At 39.7% G+C, this 20,761-nt stretch carries 29 protein-coding genes; 28 read left to right on the top strand and 1 reads right to left on the bottom strand.

All coding sequences use genetic code 11. The features are described from left to right. The first annotated feature begins 57 nt into the window (after positions 1–57). From rpsG to tuf, 3 genes are all read left to right on the top strand, one after another. Entirely contained in the window at positions 58–531 is a 474-nt protein-coding gene (rpsG, locus tag ABXH06_RS09875; RefSeq protein WP_303455514.1) for a 30S ribosomal protein S7, read from the top strand. Positions 532–689: 158 nt separating this feature from the next. Further along, positions 690–2,804, top strand: a complete 2,115-nt coding sequence (fusA, locus tag ABXH06_RS09880; protein ID WP_353518120.1) for an elongation factor G — start codon at positions 690–692, stop codon at positions 2,802–2,804. 230 nt (positions 2,805–3,034) lie between these two features. Continuing rightward, the gene (gene tuf, locus ABXH06_RS09885) at positions 3,035–4,219 is read left to right on the top strand and encodes an elongation factor Tu (protein ID WP_311581407.1); all 1,185 of its coding nucleotides are present in this window, start codon (positions 3,035–3,037) and stop codon (positions 4,217–4,219) included. A gap of 369 nt (positions 4,220–4,588) precedes the next feature. Here the strand turns inward: tuf and fusA (ABXH06_RS09890) are convergent, their stop codons facing one another. Further along, on the bottom strand, positions 4,589–6,676 hold the full coding sequence (fusA, locus tag ABXH06_RS09890) for an elongation factor G (RefSeq protein WP_311581402.1): 2,088 nt from the start codon (positions 6,674–6,676) through the stop codon (positions 4,589–4,591). Between the two features lie 572 nt (positions 6,677–7,248). Between fusA (ABXH06_RS09890) and ABXH06_RS09895 the strand changes: the two genes are divergently transcribed. From ABXH06_RS09895 to secY, 25 genes are all read left to right on the top strand, one after another. Beyond that, entirely contained in the window at positions 7,249–7,785 is a 537-nt protein-coding gene (locus ABXH06_RS09895) for an RNA polymerase sigma factor (RefSeq protein ID WP_353518121.1), read from the top strand. Next, a complete protein-coding gene (locus ABXH06_RS09900) occupies positions 7,778–8,302 on the top strand; it encodes a hypothetical protein (RefSeq protein ID WP_353518122.1) in 525 nt (174 codons plus the stop codon). Before ABXH06_RS09895 ends, ABXH06_RS09900 begins: the two co-directional genes overlap by 8 nt. Then, positions 8,286–9,908 carry a PDZ domain-containing protein gene (locus ABXH06_RS09905; RefSeq protein ID WP_353518123.1) on the top strand — a complete coding sequence of 541 codons (1,623 nt, stop codon included), beginning with the start codon at positions 8,286–8,288 and terminating at the stop codon, positions 9,906–9,908. The genes ABXH06_RS09900 and ABXH06_RS09905 overlap by 17 nt, the downstream gene beginning before the upstream one ends. 257 nt (positions 9,909–10,165) lie before the next feature. Further along, entirely contained in the window at positions 10,166–10,477 is a 312-nt protein-coding gene (rpsJ, locus tag ABXH06_RS09910) for a 30S ribosomal protein S10 (RefSeq protein WP_019026497.1), read from the top strand. 15 nt (positions 10,478–10,492) lie between these two features. Beyond that, entirely contained in the window at positions 10,493–11,131 is a 639-nt protein-coding gene (gene rplC / locus ABXH06_RS09915) for a 50S ribosomal protein L3 (protein WP_303455045.1), read from the top strand. Positions 11,132–11,146: 15 nt separating this feature from the next. After that, the gene (rplD, locus tag ABXH06_RS09920) at positions 11,147–11,752 is read left to right on the top strand and encodes a 50S ribosomal protein L4 (protein ID WP_303455048.1); all 606 of its coding nucleotides are present in this window, start codon (positions 11,147–11,149) and stop codon (positions 11,750–11,752) included. Then, positions 11,749–12,051, top strand: a complete 303-nt coding sequence (gene rplW, locus ABXH06_RS09925) for a 50S ribosomal protein L23 (protein ID WP_303455051.1) — start codon at positions 11,749–11,751, stop codon at positions 12,049–12,051. The genes rplD and rplW overlap by 4 nt, the downstream gene beginning before the upstream one ends. 12 nt (positions 12,052–12,063) lie before the next feature. Next, a complete protein-coding gene (gene rplB, locus ABXH06_RS09930; RefSeq protein WP_311581379.1) occupies positions 12,064–12,888 on the top strand; it encodes a 50S ribosomal protein L2 in 825 nt (274 codons plus the stop codon). 25 nt (positions 12,889–12,913) lie between these two features. After that, positions 12,914–13,189: a 30S ribosomal protein S19 gene (rpsS, locus tag ABXH06_RS09935; protein ID WP_284244759.1), complete on the top strand. Its 276-nt coding sequence runs from the start codon at positions 12,914–12,916 to the stop codon at positions 13,187–13,189. Positions 13,190–13,200: 11 nt separating this feature from the next. Continuing rightward, positions 13,201–13,533: a 50S ribosomal protein L22 gene (rplV, locus tag ABXH06_RS09940; RefSeq protein WP_303455060.1), complete on the top strand. Its 333-nt coding sequence runs from the start codon at positions 13,201–13,203 to the stop codon at positions 13,531–13,533. Positions 13,534–13,544: 11 nt separating this feature from the next. Further along, on the top strand, positions 13,545–14,237 hold the full coding sequence (rpsC, locus tag ABXH06_RS09945) for a 30S ribosomal protein S3 (protein WP_303455063.1): 693 nt from the start codon (positions 13,545–13,547) through the stop codon (positions 14,235–14,237). Positions 14,238–14,247: 10 nt separating this feature from the next. Then, entirely contained in the window at positions 14,248–14,661 is a 414-nt protein-coding gene (gene rplP, locus ABXH06_RS09950; RefSeq protein WP_242283930.1) for a 50S ribosomal protein L16, read from the top strand. After that, positions 14,661–14,852 (top strand): 50S ribosomal protein L29, encoded by a 192-nt coding sequence (rpmC, locus tag ABXH06_RS09955; protein ID WP_303455069.1) that lies wholly within the window; start codon positions 14,661–14,663, stop codon positions 14,850–14,852. The genes rplP and rpmC overlap by 1 nt, the downstream gene beginning before the upstream one ends. Then, on the top strand, positions 14,852–15,100 hold the full coding sequence (gene rpsQ, locus ABXH06_RS09960; RefSeq protein WP_303455070.1) for a 30S ribosomal protein S17: 249 nt from the start codon (positions 14,852–14,854) through the stop codon (positions 15,098–15,100). Before rpmC ends, rpsQ begins: the two co-directional genes overlap by 1 nt. Positions 15,101–15,383: 283 nt before the next feature. Next, a complete protein-coding gene (gene rplN, locus ABXH06_RS09965) occupies positions 15,384–15,752 on the top strand; it encodes a 50S ribosomal protein L14 (protein WP_303455072.1) in 369 nt (122 codons plus the stop codon). Positions 15,753–15,764: 12 nt separating this feature from the next. Continuing rightward, the gene (gene rplX / locus ABXH06_RS09970) at positions 15,765–16,079 is read left to right on the top strand and encodes a 50S ribosomal protein L24 (protein ID WP_303455075.1); all 315 of its coding nucleotides are present in this window, start codon (positions 15,765–15,767) and stop codon (positions 16,077–16,079) included. Positions 16,080–16,094: 15 nt separating this feature from the next. Continuing rightward, a complete protein-coding gene (rplE, locus tag ABXH06_RS09975; RefSeq protein WP_303455076.1) occupies positions 16,095–16,634 on the top strand; it encodes a 50S ribosomal protein L5 in 540 nt (179 codons plus the stop codon). Positions 16,635–16,645: 11 nt separating this feature from the next. Next, positions 16,646–16,951: a 30S ribosomal protein S14 gene (rpsN, locus tag ABXH06_RS09980; protein WP_303455078.1), complete on the top strand. Its 306-nt coding sequence runs from the start codon at positions 16,646–16,648 to the stop codon at positions 16,949–16,951. A gap of 19 nt (positions 16,952–16,970) precedes the next feature. Continuing rightward, positions 16,971–17,360, top strand: coding sequence for a 30S ribosomal protein S8 (rpsH, locus tag ABXH06_RS09985; RefSeq protein ID WP_432280234.1), 390 nt, complete (start codon positions 16,971–16,973; stop codon positions 17,358–17,360). A gap of 11 nt (positions 17,361–17,371) precedes the next feature. Beyond that, a complete protein-coding gene (gene rplF, locus ABXH06_RS09990; protein WP_311581358.1) occupies positions 17,372–17,905 on the top strand; it encodes a 50S ribosomal protein L6 in 534 nt (177 codons plus the stop codon). 9 nt (positions 17,906–17,914) lie between these two features. After that, positions 17,915–18,268, top strand: a complete 354-nt coding sequence (gene rplR / locus ABXH06_RS09995) for a 50S ribosomal protein L18 (protein WP_303455085.1) — start codon at positions 17,915–17,917, stop codon at positions 18,266–18,268. 9 nt (positions 18,269–18,277) lie between these two features. Then, positions 18,278–18,787, top strand: coding sequence for a 30S ribosomal protein S5 (rpsE, locus tag ABXH06_RS10000; protein ID WP_303455086.1), 510 nt, complete (start codon positions 18,278–18,280; stop codon positions 18,785–18,787). Positions 18,788–18,793: 6 nt separating this feature from the next. Next, the gene (rpmD, locus tag ABXH06_RS10005; RefSeq protein WP_074496183.1) at positions 18,794–18,973 is read left to right on the top strand and encodes a 50S ribosomal protein L30; all 180 of its coding nucleotides are present in this window, start codon (positions 18,794–18,796) and stop codon (positions 18,971–18,973) included. 2 nt (positions 18,974–18,975) lie between these two features. Beyond that, complete coding sequence (gene rplO / locus ABXH06_RS10010; protein WP_303455090.1) at positions 18,976–19,410, top strand: 50S ribosomal protein L15; 435 nt, start codon at positions 18,976–18,978, stop codon at positions 19,408–19,410. 8 nt (positions 19,411–19,418) lie between these two features. Beyond that, positions 19,419–20,744, top strand: coding sequence for a preprotein translocase subunit SecY (gene secY / locus ABXH06_RS10015; RefSeq protein WP_303455091.1), 1,326 nt, complete (start codon positions 19,419–19,421; stop codon positions 20,742–20,744). Positions 20,745–20,761: the final 17 nt, after the last annotated feature.

Consider the following 20,761-nt stretch of genomic DNA (forward strand, 5'->3'; position numbering starts at 1 on the left):
TAAGGCCAAATAAGATATTACATTTTGGGTTAATCCTGAATACAACGGAGAATTAAGATGCCAAGAAGACGCGTCGTTGGGCAACGTAAAATATTGCCAGATCCTAAGTTCCATAATGAACTTTTAGCAAAATTCATCAACATCCTTATGGTTGATGGTAAAAAATCTACTGCAGAAAAAATTGTATACGGTGCATTAGACATTTTAACTGAAAAAAATACCGAAAAAACTCATTTAGAGCTTTTCGAAATTGCCCTTGAAAACATCCGTCCACAAGTCGAAGTTAAATCTCGTCGTGTTGGTGGTTCTACTTACCAAGTGCCAGTTGAAGTTCGTCCAGTACGTCGTAATGCTCTAGCCATGCGTTGGTTAGTTGAAGCAGCTCGTAAACGTGGTGAAAAATCAATGGCTCAGCGCCTAGCTAACGAAATGCTTGATGCATCAGATAGCAAAGGTAGCGCGGTTAAGAAACGTGAAGACGTTCACCGTATGGCCGAAGCGAACAAAGCGTTCGCTCACTATCGCTGGTAAGCACGATAGTAAAAAATTGAACAGCGCAGTTGATTGTTTTAGAACAGCAACTGCGCTTTTCTACTCTAGATATATTTAAAATGAGAATATAGTTAAATGGTTCTTATGAAATCGATGAAATTATTTAATTATATCTCTTACAATCAAAGGAAAAATTAGTGGCTCGTACTACTCCGATTGAGCATTATCGAAATATTGGTATTTGTGCTCATGTTGATGCTGGTAAAACAACAACGACAGAACGTGTTCTTTTCTATACAGGTCTTTCTCATAAGATCGGTGAAGTGCATGACGGTGCTGCGACTATGGATTGGATGGAACAAGAGCAAGAACGTGGTATTACCATTACGTCTGCGGCAACCACTTGTTTCTGGAAAGGGATGACAGGCCAATTTGAAGATCATCGAATAAATATTATTGATACTCCTGGCCATGTAGATTTTACTATTGAAGTGGAACGTTCTTTACGTGTTTTAGATGGTGCGGTATTAGTATTATGTGCATCATCAGGCGTACAACCTCAAACTGAAACTGTTTGGCGACAAATGGAAAAATATTCAGTACCACGTATTGTCTTCGTCAATAAAATGGACAGAACGGGCGCAAATTTCCTGAATGTTGTCACTCAATTAAAAGATCGTCTTGGCGCGAATGCCGTTCCAATTCATCTAGCCATTGGCTCAGAAGAAGAATTTTCAGGTATCGTTGATTTAATTAAAATGAAAGCGATCAATTGGAATGAAGCGGATCAAGGAATGACATTTAGTTATGAAGAGATTCCTGCTGATATGCAAGACGAAGCCGAAGAATGGCGCGAAAATTTGATATCAGAAGCTGCTGAAGCGAATGACGAATTAATGGATAAATACCTTGAAGAAGGTGAGTTATCCGAAGCAGAAATTAAATCAGGTTTACGTCAACGTACTATCAACAATGAAATTATCCTTTGCTCATGTGGTTCAGCCTTTAAAAATAAAGGCGTGCAAGCCGTTCTTGATTCAGTGATTGAATATTTACCTTCACCGACTGAAGTGCAAGCTATTCATGGGGTACTTAATGATAAGTCTGAAACAGAAGCTGTAAGAGAAGCTGACGATAATGCCCCTTTTGCAGCGCTTGCTTTTAAAATTGCAACTGACCCATTTGTTGGTACATTAACTTTCTTTCGAGTGTATTCGGGTGTAGTAAAAACCGGTGATATGGTGTTTAACCCGCTTAAAGGTAAGAAAGAGCGTTTAGGACGAATTGTTCAAATGCACGCCAATGACCGTCAAGAAATTAAAGAAGTCCGTGCTGGAGATATTGCAGCAGCTATCGGCCTTAAAGATGTTACTACAGGTGAAACTCTGTGCGACCCAAGTAATGTTATCACTTTAGACAAAATGGAATTCCCAGAACCAGTTATTTCTGTGGCAGTTGAGCCTAAGACTCAAGTTGACCAAGAAAAGTTAGCCAATGCATTAACAAAATTGGCTGCTGAAGATCCATCTTTCCATGTAGTGATTGACGAGGAAACAGGTCAAACGATTATTTCTGGTATGGGTGAATTGCATCTAGACATTATTACTGATCGTATGATGCGAGAATTTAAAGTGGATTGTAATATAGGTAATCCACAAGTTTCATATCGTGAAACTATTACTAAATCTGCACAAGTTGAAGGTAAGTTTGAGCGTCAAATGGGCACCAAAGGTCAGTATGGTCATGTTTGTTTAACGATCGAACCTGCCGGTGAAGGCGAAGGTTTTGTGTATGAAAACGCGATAATCGATGGTACAGATATCCCGAAAGAATTCTTCCCAGCCATTGAAAAAGGTTTCCAAGAACAAATGGATTCAGGCGTCTTAGCGTCTTACCCAATGTTAGATATTAAAGTAACTTTAACTGGCGGTTCATTTCATGAAACTGATTCAAATGAAATCGCTTTTAAAGTTGCGGCATCTATGGGTTTCAAAAATGGCGTAATGGCAGCATCTCCAGCGTTATTAGAGCCTGTCATGAAAGTAGAAGTAACAACACCGGAAGAAAATATGGGTGATGTCGTGGGTGATTTAAATCGACGTCGCGGCTTAATTGATGGTATGGATGAAGGGCCAAGTAATAGCAAAATTGTTAATGCTACAGTGCCATTATCAGAAATGTTTGGCTATGCCACTGCACTTCGAAGTGCAACGCAAGGGAGAGCATCATACTCAATGGAATTTAAGCAATATAGTGAAACCCCTAGGGCTGTGGCAACTGCAATTGTAGAAGGTCGTGGTGGCGTAATATAACTCTTTTATAGAGGAATATTACTAAGAATTTTGAGTAGCTGAATCGAGAGTATTTAGCTATTCAATATAAGACAAACTCCCAGTGAGTTTGTTTGAGGATAAAGATTTAACAGTGATTTTGACAAGGGTACTTCCCTTATCTAGAATAGACGGTTATCTCCTTATCTTTTTAACTCTCGCTGAGAGAAAAACATTTAATTTAACGTATATCTTTTTAAGGTAATTGAAAAATGGCTAAAGAAAAATTTGAACGTTCGAAACCACATGTAAACGTTGGTACAATCGGACACGTAGATCACGGTAAAACAACGTTAACAGCTGCTATCTCTGCGGTATTAACAAAAGCTTTCGGTGGTGATGTAAAAGATTTCGCACAAATCGATAATGCTCCAGAAGAGCGTGAGCGTGGTATTACAATCAATACTTCTCACATTGAGTACGATACAGAAACACGTCACTACGCACACGTAGATTGTCCAGGTCACGCCGATTACATCAAAAACATGATCACCGGTGCAGCACAAATGGACGGCGCAATCTTAGTAGTTGCGGCAACAGATGGTCCAATGCCACAAACACGTGAGCACATCTTATTATCTCGTCAAGTTGGTGTACCTTACATCATCGTATTCATGAACAAATGTGACATGGTTGATGACGAAGAGTTATTAGAATTAGTAGAAATGGAAGTTCGTGAGTTACTTAACGAATACGAATTCCCAGGTGATGACTTACCAGTAATTCAAGGTTCAGCATTAGGTGCATTGAACGGCGAAGCACAGTGGGAAGAGAAAGTATTAGAACTTGCTAACCACTTAGATACATACATTCCAGAGCCAGAGCGTGCAATCGACGGTGCATTCATTATGCCAATCGAAGATGTATTCTCAATTTCAGGTCGTGGTACAGTAGTAACAGGTCGTGTTGAGCGCGGTATCATCACAGTAGGTGATGAAGTTGAAGTCGTTGGTATTCGTGAGACTCAAAAGTCAACTTGTACTGGTGTAGAAATGTTCCGTAAGCTTCTTGACGAAGGTCGTGCTGGTGAGAACTGTGGTATTTTATTACGTGGTCTTAAACGTGAAGACGTAGAGCGTGGTCAAGTATTATGTCAACCTGGTTCAATTTCTCCTCACACTAAGTTTGAGTCAGAAGTTTATGTATTAAGTAAAGATGAAGGTGGTCGTCATACACCATTTTTCAAAGGATACCGTCCACAGTTTTACTTCCGTACAACAGATATCACAGGTGCAGTAGAGCTTCCTGAAGGTGTTGAAATGGTAATGCCTGGCGACAACTTAAAGTTTGTTGTAGAGCTAATCAACCCAGTAGCGATGGACGAAGGTTTACGCTTCGCTATCCGTGAAGGTGGTCGTACAGTTGGTGCTGGTGTTGTATCTAAAATCATGGATTAATTCCTGATTTTAGCTAATGCTAGAACTGAATATAAAAGGCGCTTCGGCGCCTTTTTTGTTGTCTGGAGTTTAGAGATGAAATAAATCGATAGGGTCAAAATCAATAGTGTCAGAGCGTTTGAATTAAAGCATTTTAATTTAAGAACCTGAACTCTGATAGTCTCAGTGATAGCATTCTAGGTTCCCCTCATCGTGCAGACAAGTTGTTGTCCGCGTTAATATCATGCAGGTCTGTAAGCAAAAGTTAAAGTATTGAATGTATTTTGGTAGACCAAACAGTAAACCTATTACTTAACGCTAACTGTACTTTAAATTACGGGTAATAAAAAAGGATGCCGAAGCATCCTTTATATATCAGCAAATAGCTAATTATTTCTTAGCGTTACGCTCTTTAACTTCAGCAATAACTTCTTCAGCAACATTGTTTGGACAAGGCATGTAGTGTGAGAATTCCATAGAGAATTGACCACGGCCAGATGTCATTGTACGTAATGTTCCGATGTAACCAAACATTTCTGAAAGAGGAACGTCAGCTTTAATACGAACGCCAGTAGTACCAGCTTCTTGATCTTTGATCATGCCACGACGACGGTTAAGGTCACCAATAACATCACCAACGTGATCTTCAGGCGTGAATACATCAACCTTCATGATAGGTTCAATTAACTGAGCACCCGCTTTTGGAATTGACTGACGGAAAGCGCCTTTAGCAGCAATTTCGAAAGCAACAGCAGATGAATCAACCGCGTGGAAACCACCATCGAATAATTCAACTTCAACGTCTAACACAGGGAAGCCAGCTAAAACACCAGTTTCCATCATGCCTTTGAAACCTTTCTCAACAGCTGGGAAGAATTCTTTAGGAACGTTACCACCAACAACAGTTGATTTAAATGTGAAACCTGAGTTTGGCTCACCAGGACGGATACGGTAATCAATTTTACCGAATTGACCAGAACCACCAGATTGTTTCTTATGCGTGTAAGAATCTTCTATTTCTTGAGTAATTGTTTCACGGTAAGCAACTTGTGGCTTACCAACAACTAAATCAACACCGTAAGTACGCTTAAGGATATCTACTTTGATATCTAAGTGAAGTTCACCCATACCTTTAAGGATGGTTTCACCTGAATCTTCATCAGTTTCAACTTTAAACGTTGGATCTTCTGCAACCATTTTACCGATAGCGATACCCATTTTCTCTGAACCACCTTTATCTTTAGGTGCAACAGCAATAGAGATAACTGGTTCTGGGAAAACCATCGCTTCTAAAGTACATGGTTCTTTCGTTGAACATAAAGTATGACCCGTTTGAACGTTCTTCATACCAACGATAGCAAGAATGTCACCTGCTTGTGCTGAAGTAAGCTCAGTACGATCTTCCGCTTGCATTTCAACCATACGGCCGATACGTTCTGTTTTACCCGTGAATGAGTTAAGAACTGTATCACCTTTATTTAATGTACCTGAATATACACGTACGAAAGTTAAGGCGCCAAAACGGTCATCCATAATCTTAAATGCTAGAGCACGGAAAGGTTCATCTGCATCAACAAGTGCGAATTCGCCTGTTGGTTCACCTTCTTCGTCAGTTAACGGCTGAGGTGGAACTTCAGTTGGTGATGGTAAGTAATCAACAACAGCATCAAGAAGAAGTTGCATACCTTTGTTCTTGAAAGCAGAACCACAGTATGTAGGGAAGAACATTAATTCGTTAGTACCTTTACGGATACACGCTTTGATTTGTTCTTCAGTCGGTGTCATTTCACCTTCTAAATATTCCATCAACATGTCTTCGTCAGCTTCTAATGCTGTTTCGATCATTTCTTCACGGTAAGCGGCAGCATCGTCAACCATATCAGCTGGAATGTCTTCAACTACGTAGTTTTCTGGTTGACCTGAATCATCCCAGATGTATGCTTTTTGTGTTAATACGTCAACAACACCAACAAACTCGTCTTCAGTACCAATTGGTAATGTCATTACAAGTGGGCGAGCTCCAAGTACGTTTTCTACTTGTGCTTTAACACGGTAGAAATCTGCACCTAAACGGTCTAATTTGTTAACGAAAATCAAACGAGCAACTTTTGACTCGTTCGCATAACGCCAGTTAGTTTCTGATTGCGGCTCAACACCACCAGAACCACAGAATACACCAATACCACCATCAAGTACTTTTAATGAACGGTAAACTTCTACTGTAAAATCAACGTGACCCGGAGTGTCAATTACGTTGAAACGATGTTTTTTCCATTCACAAGTAACAGCAGCAGATTGGATAGTAATACCGCGCTCAGCTTCTTGTTCCATGAAATCAGTTGTTGATTCACCATCGTGAACTTCACCGATTTTGTGGATCATACCTGTAAGTTTCAAAATTCGTTCTGTTGTCGTGGTTTTACCAGCATCTACGTGAGCGAAGATACCAATATTTCTATATTTGGATAAATCTGCCATTACTTTACTCTATTTAATTTCTACTAAAATAAGTGGAATTGATGAAAATTTGCGCGGGAGTATACCATTCTTACTAGCGATCAACAAAAGAAAATATTATTAATTATTCGATCGAATTACTTTTAGCATTTTTTTCTGTTGTTTATTTTTCTAATTGGGCAAAAAATAATACTATCCTTGAATATATCCTTTTGAAATATCGGTTTTTATTAAAGATCTTTATAAAGAGAGTTATGATCCGTTAAAAAAACTATGATGGTTAATAGAACAAGCGGATAGTACTTTTAACCTTATCAAGAGCACAAAAAACTTAGATTATAAAATAATAAACATTATTGCGATGTTATTACCCTGACATTATGCTGACAAACATCGATAATATTTATAGTCTATCGTTCATCTAATCATTTACTATAACTCATTCTTAAACTCTTCTGATTCACTTTGAAATGAATTCATCAACCACATATCGCGCGACGTTGATGATTAAATAATCCAATAACTAAAAATGAGTTGTAACTTTTTATCGGGTTAAATTGTTTTAGTTATTAAAAGAAGCAATGGACGATTGAATGATCTGGGATGACACACTAACAAGAAAGATAATCGCCGGCGATAGAACCGCGTTTGAACTATGTTATCGGCAATTATCTCCATTTGTGTATAGCGCCATATATAAAACTTGCCAAGACAAAGAATTATCAAAAGATATTGTACAAGAGACGTTTTTAACGGCTTTTCAACAAGCACATGAGCTCAATCATGACACTAATATGTTGGCTTGGCTAAAACGAGTAGCGTTTAACAAGGTGATTAACACCTTAAAGCGAAGCAATAAATTTGATGGTGATAATGATGCCCAAAATAAAGTGGATGTGAGCGATTCCATTGAAGCCTCGGTAGAAAATGAACGGCTATTTTTATTTATTCTTTCGAAAGTCTCGTTAAGTGAACGAATAATCCTGTGGTTATATTTTGTTGAGCAATACAAACATCATGTAATTGCCGAGTTGATGGGGAAATCTTTAAGTTATTCAAAGCTCGTAGTTTCAAGAACCATTTCAACATTAAAAAAGTCTCCAGCGTTAGTCGAGGTGATAAATGCATAACGATAACCAATTCCACAATAAAGCTGTTTCTCTTGATGAAAATGCATTGGCAGAAAGTAGCTTATTTGAAGCCGCAAAAGTAGAGCTAGAGGAAGTTAATCAACTGACTCCGCCTGAAGATATTTGGCATGAGCTAGCAAAAGAGATTTCAATTAATGATGCTCAAATAATCCCTTTCTTGCAAAAAAAGAACGTTAAAAAAGGCATTTGGGCGATGGCTACAGCGGCGTCGTTATTTATGGCTTCGTTTGGTTGGCTAATGTGGAGCAATTACTCTCTTCAGCAGCAACTCGTTGAAGTTTTATTGATCAATCAAACGTTAGAATCACAATTAGTACAAGATGCAACCCCTACGTTTTATCAAGCGCAATTATTGTCAAAAGTGCGAATCGTTGAATTAGCATTAATGTCAGCCACGTCTTCAAAAGAGAAATTAAGCTTGTTAAAACAACGTCAAAATTTAATCACTGAAATGGTGAAGAACTCACAAGGAAAAGATTATGAATACAGTATTTAAACCCTTTAAATATACTGATGTCATTCTCGTGTTTATTTTTATATTTTTAATGCCACTTAAGGTGAGCGCACAACAGTGCTCAACCATCAAGTTTGCTTCTACTACTAAAAATAATGAGAGTTATGTGGCAATGATTACTCAGCATAATGGAGAGATAATAGAAAAAGTAGATAACAAATGGGATATATATAATGAAGAGCACGAATATTACCTAGAAGAAGGTCAGCACTCCTTAATTGTAGAGCAATGGCCTACTGAAGTTTTTCGCTTCCTTCGAAAAAATAATAGAATAAGTAGTAAACACACACCAGTAGATACACAGTTTCAAACGATATTAATTAATTTAAAAGCGGGATATTATTACGAGTTAGAATTCTTATCGCAAACTCAAAAGCGTCCTAAAGTTGTGGTAAAGCGTGTAAATAAAAAGGCCTGTAAAGCTGAGACAGATTGGTTATCTCAAGACTTAATTTTACCTGCGAAAAAATCAGTAAATCAAACGAATATTGAACATGAACCTATAGCATTGCCTAAGGCTTTAGAATATCGATTACGCAAGTTAATGACGAAAATTAATACCTACCATAAAGATTTAAGCGATGACTCATACAATAATTTTATCACTTCAAATATTGATCAATTCTTTGGTGCCTCATTTGATAATGAATATGTGAATGATGGATCCGCCATTCAAATACTGTCAGTTCGTCCTTTTTCATTGGCGAGTCAACTTAACTTTAAAAGTGGCGATAAAATTACCCATTTTAATGGAATAAAAATAAAACGTTATGATGAAGATAGAAAGTATAGAGGGCAAGAGTTACCAACTTCAATGCAACTGAATTTATACACAAGGACGTTACATATTGATGATGAGTTTAAAGCAACTGTTATCCGAAATGCTGAAAAAGTGGAGATCTCAGGGAAATTTGCACCGAAAATATTTCCTGAAGTAAATTATCAAATTGTGAGTCGAAGCAATAGTGACAATAAGCAAACATTGATAAATGCATTAGCTTTACCTTCACAGCTTCATTTTGAATTTGAAGAATTAATTATGGAAATTAAAACCTTTTATCAAAAGCGTGGTTATAACGACAGCCATGTCAAGATCACAAGGGATGAAAAGCTCGATAATGTATTTGGTTTCTCGGGTAAAGGAGTGCTAGAGCAGGGAGAGATTGGATTAAAGATTGAAAACATTATTCCAGATAGTCTTGCTCAGCAGTTTAATTTGCAGGTTGGAGATATAATTATTGCGATTAATGGTACTAATACTAATAGTAGTAATTTGAAAAAATTGCTTGATTCTATTTCAAAGCAAACAGCTGGCACAGCACTAAATTTGACCGTCAAAAGAGAAAATCGACAGTTTACTATTGACCAAGTTTATCAACCCGAAAAACTAGTGGGCTTTGATTTAGCCATAGACCTGCATTCAATAGAAGTGATTAGAACAGCGTTGAATCAAGTTAAGCGAAGAACAAAGAGAGATCATTTAACATTTCCTAATCATAATAGACATTATAGACCTGGTAGTAATAGCGGTACTAGAAGCCCTTATCCTTTAAAAGGACCTGTAGCTCCGCGAAACGGTTCAAATTAAAAATTAGCAAATTAAGTTGCATGTACATTTATAAGAGCAGCTGAAAATAGCAGTTGCTCTTTTTTTATGCTTATGTATAATACGCGTCCACGTTCGACCTAGGTCTTCGTGAATCAACTAAATTGCTTTGGAAGAATTTAGTTCATACAGCAACCTCGATAGGAGGTTGAATGTTATTAGCGATACTCCCCCCTTCTACTAACAGGAAGGCGATGGGCAGTATTTTGTTCGTTCTTTATAATTGGGGATTTGTCTTCATGTCAAATCAAAGAATTCGCATTCGTTTGAAAGCGTTCGATCATCGTTTGATTGATCAATCTACAGCAGAAATCGTTGATACTGCAAAACGTACTGGTGCACAGGTTCGTGGTCCAATCCCACTTCCTACGCGCAAGGAACGTTTCACTATCTTGACTTCTCCACACGTTAACAAAGATGCACGTGATCAGTACGAAATTCGTACTCACAAGCGTTTAATTGATATCGTTGAACCTACTGAAAAGACTGTTGACGCATTAATGCGTTTAGACTTAGCAGCTGGTGTTGACGTTCAAATTAGCTTGGGTTAATAAGGGGTTTTTAACATGACTATAGGTCTAGTTGGACGTAAAGTTGGTATGACTCGTATCTTCACTGAAGATGGCGCATCTACTCCTGTTACAGTCCTAGAAGTTGAAGCTAACCGCGTTGCTCAGGTTAAAACTGTAGACAACGATGGTTATTCAGCGTTGCAAGTTACTACGGGTAGCAAAAAAGCTAATCGTGTTAACAAACCAACTGCTGGACATTTCGCGAAAGCAGGTATCGAAGCAGGCCGCGGCTTGTGGGAATTCCGTTTAAATGAAACTGAAGGTGAAGGTCTTGAAGCTGGCAGTGAAATTACTGTTGAATTATTCAATGACACTAAATTAGTAGATGTAACCGGTACTTCTAAAGGTAAAGGTTTCCAAGGTGGTATTAAGCGTTGGAACTTTAGCATGCAAGATGCTACTCACGGTAACTCTATCTCTCACCGTTCAAACGGTTCAATCGGCCAGTGTCAAACACCAGGTCGAGTTTTCAAAGGCAAAAAAATGTCTGGTCATATGGGTGCTGTGAAGACTACTACACAAAACCTAGAATTGGTTCGCGTTGATGCAGAACGTAACTTACTCCTTATTAAAGGGTCAGTTCCGGGTGCAATTAACGGTAACGTAATCATTAAACCAGCTGTTAAAGCCTAGTCCAGGAGATTTGTGATGGAATTATCATTAAAAGACGCTAAAGGCGCTCTTGAAGTTTCCGAAGCAACTTTTGGACGTGAGTTCAATGAAGCTTTAGTACACCAAGTAGTAGTTGCATACGCAGCTGGTGCTCGTGCTGGTACTCGTGCTCAGAAAACTCGCTCAGAAGTTAGCGGCGGTGGCGCAAAACCATGGCGTCAAAAAGGTACTGGCCGTGCTCGTGCTGGTACAACTCGTGGTCCAATCTGGCGTACAGGTGGCGTAACATTCGCTGCTAAGCCACAAGATCACAGCCAAAAAGTAAACCGTAAAATGTACCGTGGTGCTATTGCTAGCATCTTATCTGAGTTAGTTCGTCAAGAACGCTTAGTTGTGGTAAATGATTTTGCAGTTGAAACGCCAAAAACTAAAGAATTAGTAGCTAAGCTACAAGGTTTAGAGTTAAAAGACGTGTTAATTGTTACTCCAGAAGTAACAGAAAACTTGTTCTTATCAGCTCGTAACTTATACAAAGTTGACGTTCGCGATGTTGCGGGTATTGACCCAGTATCTTTAGTTGGATTCGAAAAAGTATTGATGACTGCTTCTGCAGTTAAGCAAATTGAGGAGATGTTAGCATGATAAGCGAAGAACGTTTGTTAAAAGTGCTTTTGGCACCGAACATTTCTGAGAAAAGCACAATGGCTGCTGAAGCAAACAACACAGTTGTTTTTAAAGTTGCAACTACTGCTACTAAAGCTGAAATCAAAGCTGCTGTTGAGAAACTTTTCGAAGTTTCAGTTGAAGGTGTTCGCACATTAAATGTTAAAGGTAAGACAAAACGTACTGGTGCTCGTTTTGGTCGTAGAAGCGACTGGAAAAAAGCATACGTTACTCTTGCTGAAGGCAGCGACATCGACTTCGTCGGCGCGGAATCATAGGAGTTTACAAAAATGGCTATAGTTAAATGTAAACCTACTTCTCCGGGTCGTCGCCACGTTGTTAAAGTGGTAAACGCGGAGTTGCATAAAGGTAAGCCTTACGCACCATTATTAGACACTAAGTCTAAGTCTGGTGGTCGTAACAATACTGGTCGTATTACAGTTCGTCACGTAGGTGGTGGTCACAAGCATCATTATCGTATGATCGACTTTAAACGTACTAAAGATGGCATTCCTGCAAAAGTAGAGCGTTTGGAATATGATCCAAACCGTAGTGCTAACATTGCGTTAGTATTATATGCAGATGGTGAACGTCGTTACATCTTAGCCCCTAAAGGCTTAAAAGCTGGTGATACTATCCAGTCTGGTGTTGACGCTCCAATCAAAGCAGGTAACACATTACCATTGCGTAACACACCATTAGGTAGTGTTATTCATGCAATCGAACTTAAACCTGGTAAAGGTGCTCAAATCGCTCGTGCGGCGGGTACTTATGCTCAATTAGTTGCTAAAGATGGTGCTTACGTAACTTTACGTCTTCGTTCAGGCGAAATGCGTAAAATCGAAGCAGACTGTCGTGCTACTTTAGGTGAAATCGGTAACGCAGAACACATGCTTCGCTCTTTGGGTAAAGCAGGTGCTACTCGTTGGCGTGGTGTTCGCCCAACTGTTCGTGGTGTTGCCATGAACCCAGTTGATCACCCGCACGGTGGTGGTGAAGGTAAAACTTCAGGCGGTCGTCATCCGGTATCTCCTTGGGGTGTACCAACTAAGGGTTACAAGACTCGTAAAAACAAGCGTACTGATAAGTTTATCGTACGTCGTCGTACTAAATAGTACATCTAATTAAAGAGGAATCACCATGCCACGTTCTCTCAAGAAAGGTCCATTTATAGACCTACACTTGTTGACGAAGGTAGAGAAAGCTCTGGAAAGCGGGAATAAAAAGCCAATTAAAACTTGGTCCCGTCGTTCAATGATCATACCAAATATGATCGGATTGACCATAGCTGTCCATAATGGCCGTCAACACGTTCCTGTATTTGTAACCGAAGAAATGATCGGTCACAAATTGGGTGAATTTGCACCAACTCGTACTTATCGCGGCCATGTCGTTGATAAGAAAGCGAAAAGATAAGGGGAAGTTAAATGGAAGCTATTGCTAAACATAAATTTGCCCGTGGTTCAGCACAAAAAGCTCGTTTAGTTGTGGATCAAATCCGCGGCTTGGGTGTTGAAAAAGCTTTAGAAATCTTAGACTACAGCAACAAAGGTGCTGCAGACTTAGTGAAAAAAGTTTTGAACTCAGCGATTGCTAATGCAGAACATAACGAAGGTGCAGACATTGATGAATTATTCGTTAAAACTATTATGGTTGACGATGGTCCTACAATGAAACGTATCAAGCCTCGTGCGAAAGGTCGCGCGGATCGTATCCTTAAGCGTACAAGTCACATTACTGTGATTGTAGCTGATAGCTAGGAGATATTAGAATGGGTCAAAAAGTCCATCCAAATGGTATTCGCTTAGGTATCACTAAACCTTTCGCGTCTACTTGGTTTGCAAGTAGCAAAGATTTTTCAGCGAATTTACACGGTGACCACTTGGTTCGTGAATATTTAACTGAAAAGCTTAAGCGTGCATCATTATCAAAAATCGTAATTGAGCGTCCAGCTAAATCAATCCGCGTAACAATTCACACGGCTCGTCCAGGTGTTGTTATCGGTAAGAAAGGCGAAGACGTAGAAAAATTACGTTTACAAGTATCGAAAATTGCTGGTGTTCCTGCTCAAATTAACATCGCTGAAGTACGTAAGCCAGAAATGGATGCGCAGCTTGTTGCAGACAGTATTGCTAGTCAATTAGAACGTCGTGTTATGTTCCGTCGCGCTATGAAGCGTGCTGTACAAAACGCAATGCGTTTAGGTGCTAAAGGTATCAAAGTTGAAGTTAGCGGTCGTTTAGGCGGCGCTGATATCGCTCGTTCTGAATGGTATCGTGAAGGTCGTGTACCTTTGCATACATTACGTGCTGATATTGACTACGCAATCGCGCGTGGTGACACAACTTATGGTGTTATCGGTATTAAAGTTTGGATCTTTAAAGGTGAAGTAATTGGTGGCATGCCTACTCAGGTAGAAGCACCAGCTAAACCGAAAAAAAGAAACAATCGCAAGAGCAAGTAGGGGATAAGTAATGTTACAACCAAAACGTACTAAATTCCGTAAGCAATTTAAATTGCGTAACCGCGGTCTTGCACAAGTCGGTAGCTCAGTAAGCTTCGGTACTTTCGGGTTGAAATCAGTTGAGCGTGGTCGTATGACTGCTCGTCAAATTGAAGCGGCTCGTCGTGCAATGACTCGTCACGTTAAGCGTCAAGGTAAAATTTGGATCCGAGTATTTCCAGACAAACCAATTACTAAAAAGCCTCTTGAGGTTCGTATGGGTAAAGGTAAAGGTTCTGTAGAATATTGGGTATGTCAAATTCTACCAGGTCGTGTTCTTTATGAAATGGAAGGTGTATCTGAAGAATTAGCACGCGAAGCATTTGCTTTAGCGGCAGCTAAACTTCCGTTTAAAACAACCTTCGTAACTAGAACGGTGATGTAATGAAAGCTAGCGATTTAAGAGAAAAAAGCATTGAAGAGTTAAATGCTGAATTACTTGAGCTATTGCGCGAACAGTTTAACTATCGCATGCAAGCAAGCACAGGTCAGTTAGCACAAACTCACTTGCTAAGAACGGTACGTCGCAATATTGCACGTGTTAAGACTATCATAACTGAAAAGGCAGATAAGTAATGAGCGAGAAAATTCGTACACTACAAGGTCGTGTAATCAGTGATAAAATGGATAAGTCTATCACTGTTTTAATTGAACGACGTGTTAAACACCCAATTTACGGTAAGTTCATGACGCGTTCAACTAAGTTGAAAGCACACGATGAAACTAACCAGTGTAATGCAGGTGACGTAGTAACTATTCGTGAATGCGCTCCAATTTCTAAGTCTAAAAACTGGACATTGGTTGACGTAGTAACAAAAGCTTAATTTTAAGTTTATAGTCACTATTAAAACGGCTCCTAAAGGAGCCGTTTTTTATTGTAAAAAATTTAATACCCCACCTATAGCTTACGCTAGCCCTCATCGATAAAAATAATCTCGAATAATTAGAAATAATTGTATAAATAAAGTACCACTTTTTATTAACTGGTGTTATAATCTCGCGCCCTCTTAATATGAGTGGGATTTAAAAGGCAGTGACGGGTCAAATTTCTGGCCTTAAATTTCTATCTTTTTTATAGACGAAAGATAAATAGCGGAGACATATTAAATGATCCAAATGCAATCACAATTGAACGTAGCTGATAACAGCGGCGCTCGACGTGTACAATGTATAAAGGTTCTTGGTGGTTCGCACCGTCGCTACGCACGCATTGGTGATATCATTAAAATTGCAGTGAAGGAAGCAAATCCTCGCGGTAAGGTTAAAAAAGGTGATGTTCTTACTGCAGTAGTGGTGCGCACAAAGAAAGGTGTTCGTCGTACAGATGGTTCTGCCATCCGTTTTGATGAAAACGCGGCTGTAATGTTAAATGCTAACTTACAACCAATTGGTACTCGTATTTTCGGACCTGTGACGCGTGAACTTCGTAATGAAAAGTTCATGAAAATCGTTTCACTTGCTCCAGAAGTACTATAAGGAGTCACGATAATGGCATCTAAAATTCGTCGTGATGATGAAGTAGTTATACTAGCCGGAAAAGACAAGGGCAAGACTGGTAAAGTCACTAAAGTGCTTGTTGAAGACGGTAAAGTATTTGTTGAAGGCGTTAACTTAATCAAAAAGCACACTAAGCCTGTACCTCAGTTACAGCAGCCTGGTGGCATTGTTGAGAAAGAAGCACCTTTAAACGTTTCAAACGTAGCGATCCTTAACCCAGCAACGGGTAAAGCAGATCGTGTAGGTTTTAGAATTGAAGACGGCAAAAAAGTACGTTTTTTCAAATCTAATAACGAATTAGTTTAATAATTGGAGTAAACGATGGCGAAACTGCATGATTTATATAAAGATACAGTTGTAGCTGAACTTCAAAAGAAGTTTGACTATAAAAGTGTCATGCAAGTCCCTCGGATTGAAAAGATCACCCTTAACATGGGTGTTGGTGAAGCTATTGCTGATAAAAAAGTATTAGAACATGCCACAAATGATCTTACTGCAATCTCAGGTCAAAAGCCTATTACGACTGTAGCACGCAAATCTGTTGCGGGCTTTAAGATTCGTGAAGGTTATCCTATTGGCGCAAAAGTAACTCTACGCGGTGAAAGAATGTGGGAATTTTTAGAGCGTTTAATCTCTATTTCTGTTCCTCGTATTCGTGACTTCCGTGGCTTGAACCCGAAATCGTTCGATGGCCGTGGTAATTACAGCATGGGTGTTCGTGAGCAAATCATCTTCCCAGAAATCGAGTATGATAAAATCGATAAGATTCGTGGTATGGATATTACTATCACTACTACTGCGAAATCTAATGAAGAAGGTCATGCATTGCTGACTGCCTTTAATTTCCCGTTTAAGAAATAAGGTGTAGAGTTATGGCTAAATCGTCAATGAAAGCTCGTGAAGCTAAAAGAACCAAATTAGTTGCACAATATGCTGAAAAGCGTGCAGCGTTAAAAGCAATCATCTCAGGTGTTGATTCTTCGGAAGAAGAACGTTGGGATGCAGTATTGAAACTTCAAAGTTTACCTCGTGATTCATCTAGTAGCCGTCAACGTAATCGTTGTAATGTTACAGGTCGTCCACATGGTTACTTACGTAAATTCGGTTTAAGCCGAATCAAGTTGCGTGAAGCAACTATGCGTGGTGAAGTTCCAGGTCTTAAGAAAGCTAGTTGGTAATTCACGGGAGTAAATGGTTATGATGACTGATCCTATCGCGGACATGTTTACACGCATCCGCAACGGTCAATCTGCAGCAAAAACTGCAGTAACAATGCCATCTTCTAAAGTAAAAGTTGCAATTGCTAACTTACTTAAAGAAGAAGGTTACATTACAGAGTATTCAGTGTCTGGTGATGCAAAACCAGAATTAGCTGTTACTTTAAAATATTTTGAAGGTAAAGAAGTAATCGAAACAATTAAACGTGTTTCACGTCCAGGTCTTCGCGTATACAAAGGTGCAAATGAGTTACCTAAAGTATTAGCGGGCATGGGTATTGCGATTGTTTCTACTTCTAAAGGTCTAATGACTGATCGTGCCGCTCGCTCTGCGGGTCTTGGTGGTGAAGTTCTTGGTTTCGTAGCGTAAGGAGCAGAACTATGTCTCGTGTTGCAAAAGCACCTGTCGAAGTACCTGCTGGCGTTACCGTAACGTTATCAGGTCAAGACATAAAAGTTAAAGGTCCAGTGGGCGAATTATCTCGCACGATCCACAGTGACGTTGTTATTTCTCAAGAAGAAAATAACATCATCACGAATATCGTTGCTGATGTTAAAGGCGCTTGGGCTCAAGCCGGTACTGCACGTGCTTTAATCAATAATATGGTTGAAGGTGTTAGTAAAGGTTTTGAAAAGAAATTAGTTTTAAACGGTGTTGGTTACCGTGCAAAAGCTGCAGGTAAGAACTTAAACTTATCTTTAGGCTTTTCACATCCGGTTGATCACGCTATCCCTGAAGGGATTACTGTTGAAACTCCTAGTCAAACTGAAGTCGTGCTAAAAGGCGCTGACAAACAGTTGGTCGGTCAAACTGCTGCAAACATTCGCGCATACCGTAAACCTGAGCCTTATAAAGGTAAAGGGATCCGTTATAGTGATGAATATGTACGCCGTAAAGAAGCTAAGAAAAAGTAGGGTAATACGATGGATAAGAAAACATCTCGTTTGCGCCGCGCTAAACGCGCTCGTGCAAAAATTAGCGAGCTGGGTGCGAATCGTTTAGTCGTTCACCGTACTCCTCGCCATATTTACGCGCAATTGATTGCACCAACAGGTTCTGAAGTAATCGCAACAGCGTCTACTTTAGATAAAGAAGTTAGTGCTCAGTTAGAAAAAACAGGTAACGTAGCTGCAGCGCAAGCTGTAGGTAAAGCAATCGCTGAACGTGCAAAAGCTAAAGGCATTGAGTCTGTAGCATTTGATCGCTCAGGTTTCCGTTATCATGGTCGTGTAAAAGCGTTAGCAGATGCAGCTCGTGAAGCTGGTCTTCAGTTTTAGGGGTTGATGATGGCTAATCATAATCAAGAAAACTCACAACAAAGTGATATGGCTGAAAAGCTAATTGCCGTTAACCGTGTTTCTAAAGTGGTTAAAGGTGGTCGCATATTCAGTTTCACAGCATTAACTGTTGTTGGTGATGGTGCTGGTCGCGTTGGTTTTGGTTACGGTAAAGCACGTGAAGTGCCTGCTGCAATCCAAAAAGCAATGGAAAAAGCACGTCGTAACTTAGTAACCGTTGATTTGAAGGGTACAACGCTTCAACATCCTATTAAAGGACGTCACTCAGGTTCTAAAGTTTACATGCAACCAGCTTCTGAAGGTACAGGTATCATCGCCGGTGGCGCGATGCGTGCAGTACTTGAAGTTGCAGGCGTACAGAACGTATTGTCAAAAGCATACGGTTCTACTAACCCAATTAACGTAGTACGCGCTACTGTTTCAGCCCTTGCGAACATGAAATCGCCAGAAGCTGTTGCAGCTAAACGTGGCAAAAGCGTTTCAGATATCTTGGGGTAATTGAACATGGCTAAAACAGTAAAAGTAACTCAAGTAAAAAGTTCTATTGGTCGTTTACCGAAACATAGAGCTACATTAAAAGGTCTTGGTTTACGTCGTATCAATCATACAGTTGAGTTAGAAGATACTCCATCTGTACGTGGTATGATCAATCAAGTACATTATATGATTAAGGTGGAGGATTAATAATGCATTTAAATACTTTATCTCCTGCACCAGGTGCTAAGAAAGCCAAGAAACGCTGTGGTCGTGGTATTGGTTCAGGCATAGGTAAAACTGGTGGTCGTGGTCACAAAGGTCAGAAGTCTCGTTCTGGCGGTAGTGTTCGTCCAGGTTTTGAAGGCGGTCAAATGCCATTGAAACAACGTTTACCTAAATTTGGTTTCACGTCACGTAAATCTTTAGTTCGCGCTGAAGTACGTTTACATGAACTAAATAACATCACAGGTGATGTTGTCGATATTCATGCGCTTAAAGACGCTAACTTAATCACACGTAACATTGTGACAGCTAAAATTATGTTGTCTGGCGAAATTACTCGTCCAATCACTGTTCGTGGCTTAAGTGTTACTAAAGGTGCTCGTGCGGCTATTGAAGCTGCCGGTGGAAAAATCGAGGAATAATACAGGTTATGGCTACACCAGGAATGGATAATAAAGGCGCAGGCGGACTGTCTGAGCTGAAACAAAGATTATGGTTTGTATTCGGCGCATTAATTGTTGCCCGTTTGGGATCATTCGTGCCAATCCCTGGTATTGACGCCGCTGTATTAGCTCAGTTGTTTGAACAACAAAAGGGCACCATTGTAGAAATGTTTAACATGTTCTCTGGTGGTGCACTTGAGCGAGCCTCTGTATTGGCACTTGGTATTATGCCTTACATTTCAGCTTCTATTATCATGCAACTCGGTTCTCATATGATCCCAAGTTTGCAAGAATTGAAAAAAGAAGGTGAAGCTGGAAGACGTAAAATCAGCCAATACACCCGCTACGGTACTTTAATATTAGCAACGGTACAATCTGTCGCGATAGCAAGAAGTTTACCTGGAATGATGCCTGGTCTAGTGATGGACGCTGGTTTCGGTTTCTACTTTGCCGCTGTAGTTAGTTTGGTTACTGGTACCATGTTTTTAATGTGGTTAGGTGAACAAATTACCGAACGTGGTATAGGTAATGGTATTTCTATCTTAATATTTGCGGGTATTGTTGCTGGTATGCCATCAGCTGTGGGTCAAACTGCAGAAATGGCGCGTCAAGGGGAAATACACCTATTAGTATTATTGCTAATTGCAGTAATTGTATTTGCAGTAACTTTTTTTGTGGTATTTGTTGAACGTGGTCAACGACGTATCGTTGTTAACTACGCAAAGAGACAGCAAGGACGTAAAGTGTTTGCCGCTCAAAGTACGCATCTACCGCTAAAAGTAAATATGGCTGGTGTAATACCACCTATTTTTGCTTCAAGTATCTTGTTGTTCCCTGGCTCTATTGCCAGTTGGTTCGGACAGGGTGACGGCATGGTAGCCGACGTTTTGCAGGAATTGTCTATTGCAATTTCTCCAGGTCAGCCGCTATACGTTATGTTACTAGCAGCAGCGATAATATTTTTCTGTTTCTTTTACACGGCATTAGTTTTTAATCCGCGTGAAACAGCAGATAACCTGAAAAAATCTGGTGCGTTTATTCCTGGGATACGTCCTGGTGAACAAACGTCTAAATATATAGATAAAGTAATGACACGCTTAACCTTAACGGGTGCGTTGTATATTACCTTTGTCTGTTTGGTTCCTGAATTTATGATGATTGCATGGGATGTACAGTTTTACTTCGGTGGAACATCGTTACTGATCATTGTTGTAGTTATTATGGATTTTATGGCTCAAGTACAAACACATTTGATGTCTCATCAATATGATAACGTACTTAAGAAAGCAAACCTGAAAGGCTATGGCCGCTAGGTTTAACGGAGTATAAA

Source organism: Thalassotalea sp. SU-HH00458 (assembly GCF_040362795.1).
In the GTDB taxonomy this organism is placed as follows: Bacteria; Pseudomonadota; Gammaproteobacteria; order Enterobacterales; family Alteromonadaceae; genus Thalassotalea_H; species Thalassotalea_H castellviae.